Source organism: Kitasatospora sp. NPDC098652, assembly GCF_044760155.1.
Lineage (GTDB): Bacteria > Actinomycetota > Actinomycetes > Streptomycetales > Streptomycetaceae > Kitasatospora.
On the sequence record NZ_JBIWAQ010000019.1, the window covers coordinates 137,722 to 147,333 of the forward strand.

Consider the following 9,612-nt stretch of genomic DNA (forward strand, 5'->3'; position numbering starts at 1 on the left):
TTTCATAGGCTTTTTGCGATCTTGCGAATCAGGCTACGAGACTTGCTCTCGCTCAACGAGATCGATTCGGTGCGAGTGAAGATCGATCGGTAGCAGGTGAGTTCGTTGACGGCATCCATGTAGACAGGTCCACGGGAGGACTCCACCTCCACGGTGTCCAGTTCGGACACCTTGCCGAACGCGTAGGTGAGGTTCTCAATGGCGCCGGGGAAGGTGTCGATGTCGAACGGTACGACTCGGACGGTCATCCACGGCTGCTCGGAGTCTTCGAGTAGGGATTCGAGCTGCTCCCGAAGGATCTCCACGCCTCCGAAGCGGGTCCACAGAGCCGACTCGTAGATGAAGAAGGTCATGGGCTTCTGGTCGCGGCGGAGATCTGCCTTGCGGCGCATTCTGAACGCGGTCCGGACTTCCAGCTCGTGCCGAGGGACGGGCGGGATCGATCGTCCGAACATTGACGAAGCGTAAGCGATCGTCTGGCACGGGCCGGGCATGTGGGTGAGAACCCACAGCATCAGGCTCTCCGAGGTCTTCTCCAGTTCGGCGACTTCGAGGAACCCGTCCGGGATGGTGCCGCGGTAGTCCTCCCACCAGCCCTTCGAGCGGTCCTGGACCATGACCTCCAGCGCGTCGATCAGCGGCTCGTTCATGCACTTGCAGGCGGCGGCGAAGGATCGGAGGCGCTCCGGGCTCACGCCCACCTTGGCGGCCTCTATCTGACTGACCTGGGTCCGGTCGATGCCGAGGTCTCTGGCGAGGGCGCCGGTCGACAGGCCGGCGGCCTCGCGCATCTTCCGGAGTTCGGTGCCGATGCGGCGTTGACGGAGTGTCGGGCTGACTCGCGGCGGCATTGGTTCCTTCCTTGCCGATGTGGCCCAAGTCTGCCGCTCGGCCGGGGACGGGGTCCACTTGAGAGTGAAGTTATCCGGACTTGGAATCACATGTGACTTCGGTGAGCTATGGTCGATGTCACGTCGATCCGACGGATCGTCAGTAATGCTTGCTGGCAAGCACCGCAGAGCAGCCATGCCCATCCGCATGGCCTGGTCCACGGCGACGTATCCGCCGGTTCTCCATCCCACACACGCCCGGGAGTTCTCCCATGCGTCACCTCAACACGCCCTCCCTCGCCCTCTCCCGCCAGTCCCTCCGCAACGCGATGGTCCGCGCGGGGTGGCACCCCTCCGCCACCTTCGAGGCCGAACTCGCCCTCGGTGAGCTCCTCGTGAACGCCTGGCTGCACGGCGACACCCCCGCGCCGGTCACCGAGATCCTCTTCCTCCACAACACCCTTCGGGTCTCGGTCGCCGACGAGAGCCCCGCGCTCCCCGACCCGCGGCCCCTCGACCTCCTCGCCGAGTCCGGCCGAGGCCTCCAGCTGGTCGCCGGCCTCACCCACCGGTGGGGCGTCGACCCGCAGGAACGCGGCAAGGTCATCTGGTTCGAGTGCGACCTGGACGCCGCCTGATGTCCCTCCCCCGCCGCCCGCTGCTGCCGACCGATCCCCGGGTCCGGGCCTGCACCGACGAGCACATCCGTACGCTGATCGCCGAACTCCAGCAGCGCGGCCGTAAGTTCGGCCTGCTCTTCCCCTCCATCGACACCGACCGGACCCTCGACGGCCGCGTCCTGGTCTGCTTCAACACGGCGCCCGCGTCGACGCTGCTGAACCTCCTGTCCCTCCTCCTCGAAGCCGAACGCCAGTGGGGCGCCCCGTGCGATTCCTGATCGCCGCGGCCTTCGCCGCCCTCCTCGCGCTCGCGCTCGCGACCGTCGCCCTGGGGGTCGTCACCGCCCTCCGCGCGGCCCCGCCCGAGCCCGACGGGGACGACTGACGGGCCGGGCGGGCCACAGCGGCCCTCACCCGTCGCGCCGGATCCGTCGTTCGACGTTCCCGCGGATCGCCCGGGACGCCGTCCCGGCCGCCGCCGCGAGGAACACGAAGTTGTACCCGATCTGCAGCACCACCACGAGCCGCGCCGTCTGCCCCGCCGGGGTGATGTCGCCGTACCCCACCGTCGCCATCGTCACCACGGTGAAGTAGAGCGCGTCCAACCGCGTCTCCAGCCCCGCGAACTCGGCCTTGTGCGCGCCCAGCACGTAGTACGTCGCCGAGAAGATGATCATCGCCAGGAAGATGAGGAAGGCCAGCCAGGCCACCGGCCGCTTCGCCGTCCCCCGAATCAACCCGACGATCTTCGCCAGCATCAGCCAGCTCAACCCGCCCAGCGCCGCCACGAAGACCGTCCAGCTCAGCACCGGACGCCGGTCACCGAACCACTCCAACGGCAGCGTGAAGTACCCGACCGTCAGCAGCGTGAACGCGCCCAGCAGCCACGCCATGGCCCGGAGGTCGGCCGACGGGAGAGGAGAGTTCTCGGACATCCCGCCCAGCCTGGTCCACCCGGGCGCGCCCCGCCCGTCCGACTGCTCCGCCGGGGCGAGGCGGCCCGGGAAAGCGTCGAGCCCCCCGGTGGAATCCACCGGGGGGCTCGACAGCGGAGCTCGGACGACTCAGGCGGTCGTCTCGGGGCGCTTCGCCTCGGCGCTCTTCGTCACGTTGGTCGGCGTGACGGCCGGGCGGTCGGCGGCCTGCTGGGGGGCGGCCGTGCTCTGCGCGGTGCCGGCGTCCGCCTGCTCGCCGCCGTCCTCGCGCATCGCCTTGGTCTCCGCCTTCAGAATGCGCATCGACTTGCCGAGGCCACGGGCCATCTCCGGCAGCTTCTTCGATCCGAACAGCAGGACTACGACCGCCAGCACCACCAAGATGTGCCAGGGCTCAAGACCGTTCCGCAGCATCCCTGGCCACCGGTCCCTTCTTGTCTAGAGTCACGGAGGGCGCTAGGCCCTGTTGGCCAGTATGCCTGGCCCTCACGCCGAACGGATACACCGGCCGGGAAACGCTGGCCGAAAACCAGGTGCCGTTGGAGCGGACCGGGAGGGCCCGTCCGACGATTCCCGCCGTTCGAGCCGTCAGTGGCCCATCAGTAGACGAACGGCACCAGCCGCTTGGAAACCCGCTGGTAGTCCGCGTACGCGGGGCCGAAGGCACTGAGCAGCAGCCGCTCCTCGGCGGCGATCCGCCAGCCGTACGCGCCGAGCAGCAGGGCTGTGACCAGCAGCGCCGCCGCCCAGCTGCCGGTGCCGAGCGCGTAGCCGGACCAGACCAGCAGACTGCCCGCGTAACCGGGGTGGCGGATCAGCCGGTACGGGCCGCCGCGGACCACGTGCTGGGTGTCCACGGTCCGCAGGGTGCGGGTGTAGTAGCGGCCCAGGGTGCGCATGCCCCAGCCGCGCAGGGCCAGCCCGGCGACGACCAGCGCGACCCCGGACCAGCGCGGCCCGGTGGGCAGCGTGCCGAGGCCGGCGCGGTCGAACAGCACCACCACCAGGACGGACGCGACGTAGCAGGCGAGCAGCAGCCGGGTCGAGCCGCGGTCGCGGTCGTCCGCGCGCCAGCTGCCGGCCGCGCTGTCCTCGCGGCGGCGCAGCAGCAGCTCGTAGCCGACCCAGCAGAGGACGCCGAGCAGGGAGAGGAGGGACGGCAGGGACATGGGAGGCTCCTGACGGTCGGGACCACGCCTCCACGGTCCCCCGGCCGCGCCGTCGGGACACGCACCCGGGGGTGGACGCAGCGGCCTCCACCCCCGGGTGGACGGTCAGCGCGGCCGCCGCGCCAGCAGGTAGCCGCGTCGGGTGTCGGCCTCCTCGGGCAGGCCGTCCCGCTCCAGCCGGGCCTCGACGGCGAACCCGGCCTCGGTCAGGCGGGCGGCGACGGCGTCGGTTCGCAGGAAGTGGAAGTCCACGTCGACGTCATGGCCCCACCACTCCTCCAGGTGCCGCACCTCCTCGCCCAGGTGGAAGGAGACCAGCAGCAGCCCGCCGGGCCGCAGCACCCGCAGCATCTCGGCGAAGGCGGGCAGCAGTTCGTCGGGCTCCAGGTGGATCACCGAGTACAGGGCCACGGCCGCCGCGAACTCGCCGTCGGCGGCGGGCAGCGCCAGCAGGTCCCCGGTGCGGAACTCGGCCCGCGGGTGCTCGCGCGCGGCCAGTTCGACCATCCGCGGCGACAGGTCGATCCCGACCACCCGCGCGCCCTGTTCGGTCAGCCACCCCGCCACGTGCCCCGGACCGCACCCCAGGTCCGCCACCAGCCCGCCGGCGGCCTCCTCCACGACGGCCCCCAACAGCGCCCGGTCCACCACCTTGTGCGCCAACTCACCCCCGATCCGCCCCAGGTACTCCTCCGCCACCGCGTCGTAACTCCCGCGCACCCGTTCGTGTTCAGTCCCCATGCCCCTCACCCTGGCACGGCCGCCCGCCTCGCACCCTCTCTTCCCGAACCTGGTTGGCCGGACTGCCACCTGTGACGGATGTACATCTGTTACATTCGCGTCATGAGTGAGCCAGTGATTGAGTCGATGGCCGAGGTTCGAAGCCATCTGGCAGATGTGATCGAACGGGCGCGACGTGACGAGACGCCAACGATCATCACCAGGCGGGGCAAGCAGGAGGCGGTGGTGATCGACATCGCCGAGTACCGGCACCTCCGGGAGATTGCCGAGCAGGCCGAGGACGACTGGCTGAACCGTCTCGCGGACGAGGCCGAGGCCGAAGGGCTGGAAGGCTCCGTCTCTCTGGAAGAGATGGCCGCCATGCTCCGCGATCACCACGGCTGACCGTGATGGGGTACGTCACCAGGTTCAGCCCGCACGGGCAGCGGGATCTCCTCAAGGTGCCCAAGCAGGATGCCGTTCGGATTCTTCACCGGCTCGCCGAGCTGCAGAAGGCCCTGGATGCCGGCGACACCTCGGGCTTCGACATCAGGGCTCTCCAGGGGCACCATGCCCGATGGCGGCTGAGGGTGGGGGACTACCGGGTGCTGTACACCGTCAGGGACGGGGTGCTGGTGGTCTGGGTCCTGTCGGCGGGCAATCGCCGCGAGGTCTACCGGCGCCTTTGAGTCCGTGTCGCTCAACGGCGGAGAGCCCCCGCCCGGGTGGGCGGGGGCTCTCGATGACTCGCGTGGATCGGGGCCGTGCGGGTGGGTCAGACGGCGGCGGGCTGCTGCTCCGGGGTGGGGACGGCGGCCGGGGCCGTGGTGGTGGGCAGGTGGCGCAGCAGGCGGTGGGCCAGGACGGCGGCGCCGAGGGCGAAGACCAGGCCGACGACGGCGGCGACGTGCAGGCCGTCCGTGAAGGCGCCGCGGGTGGTCTCCAACAGGTCCGGGCCGAGCCGGCCGGGCAGGTGGGCCGCGACGGAGACGGCGCCGCCGAGGGTGTCCCGCGCGGTACCGGCGGCCGTGCCGTCGACGCCCGCCGGGAGGGCGCCGTCCAGCTGGTGGCGGTAGACCGCGGCACCCGCCGCGCCCAGCAGGGCGATGCCGAGCGAGCTGCCGAGTTCGACGGCGGTCTCGGAGGTGGCGGAGGCGGCACCGGCCTGCTCGGCGGGGGCGGCCGAAACGACCATCTCGGCGGTCATCGTCATGGTGCCGACGGTGCCCGCGGCCAGTACGCCCGCCGCGGTGAGGATGAGCGCCAGTGGGGAGTGCGGGCCGACCTGGGTCATCATCGCGAAGCCGACGGCGCCGACCACGAAGCCGCCGCCCATCAGGGCCGCCGGGCGGAGCTTGCCGGCCAGCGCCGAGCTGATCCCGATCGCCGCGCCGACGCCGACGCTGGGCACCAGCGACCAGAGCGAGGCGGTGAACGGGCTCATGCCCTTGACCAGTTGGAGGTACTGGGAGGTGAAGAGGGCGAAGCCCATCATCGCGAACATGGCGAGGGTGTTGACGCTGATCGCCCCGCTGAAGGTGCGGATCCGGAACAGGCCCAGGTCGATCAGCGGGTTCGCGGCGGTGCGCTGGCGCCACACGAAGGCGCCGGTGAACAGCAGCCCGGCCACGGCGGCGAGGGCGGGGAGCGGGTTCCAGCCGTCCACGGCGAGGGTCTTGACGCCGTAGACCAGGGGGAGGATCGCGGCGAGCGAGAGCGCGGCACCGGGCAGGTCGAAGCGGCCGACGGGGGTGCCCCCGGCCGAAGGCCGCGGGAGGGTGGCGGTGCGGTACTCGGGCAGCAGGACGGGCGCGGTCAGCAGGACCAGGAGCATCACCGGGACGGCGACCAGGAAGGCCGAGCCCCACCAGTAGTGGTCGAGCAGCAGTCCGCCGGCGACCGGGCCGAGGGTGGCCCCGGCGGTGAGGACGCCGCCCCAGGCGCCGAGGGCGACCTGCCGCTGCTTGGGGTCGTGGAACATGTTGCGGATCAGCGCGAGGGTCGAGGGCATCACGGTGGCCCCGGCGACGCCGAGGAGCGCGCGGGCGGCGATCAGCTGTTCGGCACTGCCGGACCAGGCGGCCAGCAGCGAGGCACCGGTGAAGCCCGCGGCACCGATCATCAGCAGCCGGCGGCGGCCGATCCGGTCGCCCAGCGCGCCCATCGTGATCAGCAGTCCGGCCAGCAGGAACGAGTACATGTCCATGATCCACAGCTGCTGGGTGCCGCTGGGGGCCAGCTCGGTGGAGATGTACGGGACGGCGAAGAACAGCACGCCCATGTCCATGGAGAGGACCAGGGTCGGGAGCAGGAGGACGGCCAGGCCGGTCCATTCACGGCGGCCTGCGCGGCCGGTGGTTGCGGTCATGGGGAAGACGGTACGAGCATTTCAGACGCTTGTCTAGTACGGATGTCTAAATCGATTGTCCAAGACGTCCGTACGAGACGATCGTCCGATACGTACGTGCGTCCGAGACGTTCGTGCAAGACATCTGTACAGATGTTCCGTAGGATCGGGGGTATGGGAAACCGTGAAGACCTGATGGCCGGCGCCAAGCACTGCCTGTACGAGAGGGGCTACGGACGCACCACGGCCCGCGACATCGCGAACGCCTCGGGCGTCAGCCTGGCCGCGATCGGCTACCACTTCGGCTCGAAGGACGCGCTGCTCAACGCCGCGATGATCGAGGCGATCGGCGAGATGGGTGAGGCCCTGGGGGTGGTGGTGTACGGCGCCAACCAGGTGTCGGACGACCCGGAGCTGCGCTTCGCCGCCGCCTGGAACGGCCTCCGGGACGTCTTCGTCGAGCACCGGGGGCTCTGGGCCGCGCAGTTCGAGGCGCTCGCCCTGGCCGGGCACAACCCGGAGCTGGCGAAGGCCTTCGAGGACGCGCAGAAGGAGGGGCGGCTCGGGCTCGCCGCCGTGTTCCAGGGGCTTCCCGAGGTCCCGGACAACGAGGAGGAGCTCGCCCGCGGCACCTTCTACCAGATCCTGCTGGCCGGCTACGTCGCCCAATGGCTCGCCGCGCCCGACCAGGCGCCGACCGGCCAGGAGTTCCTGCGCGGGCTCCGGCTGGTCAGCGACAGCGTGCTGGGGGCCGGCGCCACGCCGTGACGGGGCGCCATGCCTTGACGGGCGCTACGCGGTGACGTGCGCAACGCCGTGACGCGCGCAACGCCGTGACGTGCGCTACGCGGTGACGGCGGTCAGCAGTACCACCGAGTCGACGTGGGCCACCAGCCCGTGCCGCTCCTGCGGTACGGGCTCCAGCTCGCCCGCGGCCAGTTCCACCCGCCGCCCGGCGATGGTCAACGAGACCCGGCCGCGCAGCACCTGGACGCTTCCCGCGGTGGGCGGGGTGTGCTCGTCCAGCGCGGTGCCGGCGGTCAGGGCGATCACGGTCTGCCGCAGCACCCCGTCGTGCAGCACCAGATGGGCGCTGCGCCCGTGCGGGCCTTCCGCCGCCCGGGCGGCGTGCTCCACGGCGAGCCGTTCGAGATCGGGCATCGCGCCGCCTCCTCCTGTGCCGGGGCCCGGGTCGTGTGCCCAGGCTGGCGGACGGAGTGGCCGTGCGCACCCGGGAGGGGCCCGGAGCGGGCCGCCCGAGGTGCAGGCCCTGCCGACTGCCCGCATCGTGGAGGCATGGCGACCAACCAGAAGATCTTGAACGGACTCCAGGTCAACCGCTCGCTGCTGGCCGGCGGTGTGGTGCTGACCGGCATCGGCTCGGTGCTCGGCGCGGCCGGGGCGGCGCTGGTGTGCGCGGCGCTGTTCACCGCGGGCCGCGACTGGGTGCGCAGCTTGGAGACCCCGCCGGGCGCGCTCGCCCAACGGGCCCTGCACGAGGCGAAGGTGGCCTCCTCGGCCGGCTGGGAGGCCTGGCGCGCGGAACACGGCTCGCCCAACTGAGCACCCGCGCGCGCCCGTGCAACTGAGCACCCGCGCGCCCGTCCGACCGCAGCGCCCGTACGAGCGCGTCACGCCCGCAGCGCCCGTACGAGCGCGTCACGCCCGCAGCGCCCGTACGTCCGAACGGGTGCGGCGGGCCGCCATGGGGGTGCGGCCCGCCGCGGTTCCGGGGTCCCGGGGCGCCGCTACAGTCCCAGGGACTTGGCGATGATGCTGCGCATGACCTCGCTGGTCCCGCCGTAGATCCGGAACACCCGGTTGTCGGTGTAGAGCCGGGCGATCGGGTACTCCAGGATGTAGCCGTAACCGCCGTGCAGCTGGAGGCACTTGTCGATCACGGTGGAGGCCGACTCGGTGCAGAACAGCTTCGCTGCGGCCGCGTCCGCGACGCTCAACTCGCCGTCCTGGTAGAGCTCCAGCGCCCGGTCCACCATCGACTGCTGCGCCATCACCTGGGCCTGGCAGTCGGCCAGGGTGAACTTGGTGTTCTGGAACTCGGCCACCGCCTTGCCGAACACCTTGCGGTCCTTGACGTACTGCAGCGCGAACCGCACCGCCGCCGCGGCCGCCGCGTACGCGCCGACCGCGATCGCCAGCCGCTCCTGCACCAGGTTGTGGGTCAGGTACGAGAAGGCCTGGCCCTCCTCGCCGAGCAGGTCCTCCACCGGCACCTTGACGTCGACGAACGCCAACTCGGCGGTGTCCGAGGTGCGCAGGCCGATCTTCTGCAGCTTGCGCCCGACCGAGTAGCCCGGCGAGGTGGTGTCCACGCAGAGGATGGAGAGCCCGGCCCGGCGGTTCTCCGGGTCGTACGGGGCGGTGCGGGCGACCACCAGGACCAGGTCGGCCAGCACGCCGCCGGTGATGAAGGTCTTGGCGCCGTTCAGGACGTAGTGGGTGCCGTCCTCGGAGAGCCGGGCGGTGGTGGTGATGCCCGCGAGGTCGGAGCCGGCCCCCGGCTCGGTCATCGCGATCGCGGTCATGATGTCGCCGGAGACGAAGCCGGGCAGCCAGCGCCGCTTCTGCTCCTCGTTGGCGTACTCCAGCAGGTACGGCAGCACCAGCCCGGTGTGCACGCCGGAGGAGCCGAAGCTCACTCCCGCGCGGGCGGTCTCCTCGGCGATCACCGCCTGGTACTTGAACCCGCTCTCGCCGGCGCCGCCGTACTCCTCCGGCACCTCGATGCCGTAGACGCCGAGTGCGCCGAGCTGGCGGTAGAAGTCGCGGGGCGGGTGGCCGTCGGCCTCCCAGCTCTCGTAGACCGGGACGACCTCGTTGGCGATGAAGTCCCGGATGGTCTCCCGGAAGGCCTCGTGGTCCTCGTTGAACACGGTGCGGCGCACGGCGGCGCTCCCTTCGACGGTGCCGGCCGGAGGGCCGGCGGAGGCGGAACGTGCCAGGTGGTGGCCCGACAAGTTAATCCCGGGT

The 9,612-nt window shown here is 71.2% G+C and carries 14 protein-coding genes; 6 read left to right on the top strand and 8 right to left on the bottom strand.

Annotation, left to right across the window (positions count from 1 at the left end):
• Nucleotides 1-2 precede the first annotated feature (2 nt).
• Nucleotides 3-851, bottom strand: a complete 849-nt coding sequence (locus ACIQWA_RS31775) for a helix-turn-helix transcriptional regulator (RefSeq protein ID WP_360226444.1) — start codon at nucleotides 849-851, stop codon at nucleotides 3-5.
• Between the two features lie 251 nt (nucleotides 852-1,102).
• Here ACIQWA_RS31775 and ACIQWA_RS31780 point away from each other — a divergent pair, with 251 nt between their 5' ends.
• Together ACIQWA_RS31780 and ACIQWA_RS31785 are read left to right on the top strand one after the other, a co-directional pair.
• On the top strand, nucleotides 1,103-1,468 hold the full coding sequence (locus tag ACIQWA_RS31780; RefSeq protein WP_360226441.1) for an ATP-binding protein: 366 nt from the start codon (nucleotides 1,103-1,105) through the stop codon (nucleotides 1,466-1,468).
• Nucleotides 1,468-1,728 (top strand): hypothetical protein, encoded by a 261-nt coding sequence (locus tag ACIQWA_RS31785; protein WP_402488184.1) that lies wholly within the window; start codon nucleotides 1,468-1,470, stop codon nucleotides 1,726-1,728. The genes ACIQWA_RS31780 and ACIQWA_RS31785 overlap by 1 nt, the downstream gene beginning before the upstream one ends.
• 132 nt (nucleotides 1,729-1,860) lie before the next feature.
• Here the strand turns inward: ACIQWA_RS31785 and ACIQWA_RS31790 are convergent, their stop codons facing one another.
• The 4 genes from ACIQWA_RS31790 to ACIQWA_RS31805 all read right to left on the bottom strand — a co-directional run bounded on the left by ACIQWA_RS31790 (nucleotide 1,861) and on the right by ACIQWA_RS31805 (nucleotide 4,295).
• Entirely contained in the window at nucleotides 1,861-2,385 is a 525-nt protein-coding gene (locus ACIQWA_RS31790; protein WP_402488187.1) for an ion channel, read from the bottom strand.
• A gap of 129 nt (nucleotides 2,386-2,514) precedes the next feature.
• On the bottom strand, nucleotides 2,515-2,799 hold the full coding sequence (gene tatA / locus ACIQWA_RS31795; protein ID WP_360226432.1) for a Sec-independent protein translocase subunit TatA: 285 nt from the start codon (nucleotides 2,797-2,799) through the stop codon (nucleotides 2,515-2,517).
• 185 nt (nucleotides 2,800-2,984) lie between these two features.
• Nucleotides 2,985-3,554 carry a methyltransferase family protein gene (locus ACIQWA_RS31800; protein ID WP_402488190.1) on the bottom strand — a complete coding sequence of 190 codons (570 nt, stop codon included), beginning with the start codon at nucleotides 3,552-3,554 and terminating at the stop codon, nucleotides 2,985-2,987.
• 105 nt (nucleotides 3,555-3,659) lie between these two features.
• Complete coding sequence (locus tag ACIQWA_RS31805; RefSeq protein WP_402488193.1) at nucleotides 3,660-4,295, bottom strand: class I SAM-dependent methyltransferase; 636 nt, start codon at nucleotides 4,293-4,295, stop codon at nucleotides 3,660-3,662.
• A 102-nt stretch (nucleotides 4,296-4,397) separates the two neighbouring features.
• Between ACIQWA_RS31805 and ACIQWA_RS31810 the strand changes: the two genes are divergently transcribed.
• Together ACIQWA_RS31810 and ACIQWA_RS31815 are read left to right on the top strand one after the other, a co-directional pair.
• Nucleotides 4,398-4,679, top strand: a complete 282-nt coding sequence (locus tag ACIQWA_RS31810) for a type II toxin-antitoxin system Phd/YefM family antitoxin (RefSeq protein WP_402488196.1) — start codon at nucleotides 4,398-4,400, stop codon at nucleotides 4,677-4,679.
• A gap of 5 nt (nucleotides 4,680-4,684) precedes the next feature.
• Nucleotides 4,685-4,963 (top strand): type II toxin-antitoxin system RelE/ParE family toxin, encoded by a 279-nt coding sequence (locus ACIQWA_RS31815; protein WP_402488199.1) that lies wholly within the window; start codon nucleotides 4,685-4,687, stop codon nucleotides 4,961-4,963.
• Between the two features lie 86 nt (nucleotides 4,964-5,049).
• Here the strand turns inward: ACIQWA_RS31815 and ACIQWA_RS31820 are convergent, their stop codons facing one another.
• Nucleotides 5,050-6,642, bottom strand: a complete 1,593-nt coding sequence (locus tag ACIQWA_RS31820) for an MFS transporter (RefSeq protein WP_402488202.1) — start codon at nucleotides 6,640-6,642, stop codon at nucleotides 5,050-5,052.
• 153 nt (nucleotides 6,643-6,795) lie between these two features.
• On the opposite strand from ACIQWA_RS31820, the gene ACIQWA_RS31825 reads away from it, so the two are divergent.
• On the top strand, nucleotides 6,796-7,389 hold the full coding sequence (locus ACIQWA_RS31825; protein ID WP_402488204.1) for a TetR/AcrR family transcriptional regulator: 594 nt from the start codon (nucleotides 6,796-6,798) through the stop codon (nucleotides 7,387-7,389).
• A gap of 75 nt (nucleotides 7,390-7,464) precedes the next feature.
• Here the strand turns inward: ACIQWA_RS31825 and ACIQWA_RS31830 are convergent, their stop codons facing one another.
• Nucleotides 7,465-7,782 carry a cupin gene (locus ACIQWA_RS31830; RefSeq protein WP_402488207.1) on the bottom strand — a complete coding sequence of 106 codons (318 nt, stop codon included), beginning with the start codon at nucleotides 7,780-7,782 and terminating at the stop codon, nucleotides 7,465-7,467.
• A gap of 135 nt (nucleotides 7,783-7,917) precedes the next feature.
• On the opposite strand from ACIQWA_RS31830, the gene ACIQWA_RS31835 reads away from it, so the two are divergent.
• Nucleotides 7,918-8,184, top strand: a complete 267-nt coding sequence (locus tag ACIQWA_RS31835) for a hypothetical protein (protein ID WP_360226414.1) — start codon at nucleotides 7,918-7,920, stop codon at nucleotides 8,182-8,184.
• Nucleotides 8,185-8,369: 185 nt separating this feature from the next.
• On the opposite strand, the gene ACIQWA_RS31840 is transcribed toward ACIQWA_RS31835, so the two are convergent.
• Entirely contained in the window at nucleotides 8,370-9,527 is a 1,158-nt protein-coding gene (locus tag ACIQWA_RS31840; RefSeq protein WP_402488210.1) for an acyl-CoA dehydrogenase family protein, read from the bottom strand.
• Nucleotides 9,528-9,612 lie beyond the last annotated feature (85 nt).

Excerpts from the sequence above, each read along its gene's own strand:
- ACIQWA_RS31775 (WP_360226444.1), bottom strand. The coding sequence starts at position 851 with ATGCCGCCGCGAGTCAGCCCGACACTCCGTCAACGCCGCATCGGCACC.
- ACIQWA_RS31780 (WP_360226441.1), top strand. The coding sequence starts at position 1,103 with ATGCGTCACCTCAACACGCCCTCCCTCGCCCTCTCCCGCCAGTCCCTC.
- ACIQWA_RS31785 (WP_402488184.1), top strand. The coding sequence starts at position 1,468 with ATGTCCCTCCCCCGCCGCCCGCTGCTGCCGACCGATCCCCGGGTCCGG.
- ACIQWA_RS31790 (WP_402488187.1), bottom strand. The coding sequence starts at position 2,385 with ATGTCCGAGAACTCTCCTCTCCCGTCGGCCGACCTCCGGGCCATGGCG.
- tatA (WP_360226432.1), bottom strand. The coding sequence starts at position 2,799 with ATGCTGCGGAACGGTCTTGAGCCCTGGCACATCTTGGTGGTGCTGGCG.
- ACIQWA_RS31800 (WP_402488190.1), bottom strand. The coding sequence starts at position 3,554 with ATGTCCCTGCCGTCCCTCCTCTCCCTGCTCGGCGTCCTCTGCTGGGTC.
- ACIQWA_RS31805 (WP_402488193.1), bottom strand. The coding sequence starts at position 4,295 with ATGGGGACTGAACACGAACGGGTGCGCGGGAGTTACGACGCGGTGGCG.
- ACIQWA_RS31810 (WP_402488196.1), top strand. The coding sequence starts at position 4,398 with ATGAGTGAGCCAGTGATTGAGTCGATGGCCGAGGTTCGAAGCCATCTG.
- ACIQWA_RS31815 (WP_402488199.1), top strand. The coding sequence starts at position 4,685 with ATGGGGTACGTCACCAGGTTCAGCCCGCACGGGCAGCGGGATCTCCTC.
- ACIQWA_RS31820 (WP_402488202.1), bottom strand. The coding sequence starts at position 6,642 with ATGACCGCAACCACCGGCCGCGCAGGCCGCCGTGAATGGACCGGCCTG.
- ACIQWA_RS31825 (WP_402488204.1), top strand. The coding sequence starts at position 6,796 with ATGGGAAACCGTGAAGACCTGATGGCCGGCGCCAAGCACTGCCTGTAC.
- ACIQWA_RS31830 (WP_402488207.1), bottom strand. The coding sequence starts at position 7,782 with ATGCCCGATCTCGAACGGCTCGCCGTGGAGCACGCCGCCCGGGCGGCG.
- ACIQWA_RS31835 (WP_360226414.1), top strand. The coding sequence starts at position 7,918 with ATGGCGACCAACCAGAAGATCTTGAACGGACTCCAGGTCAACCGCTCG.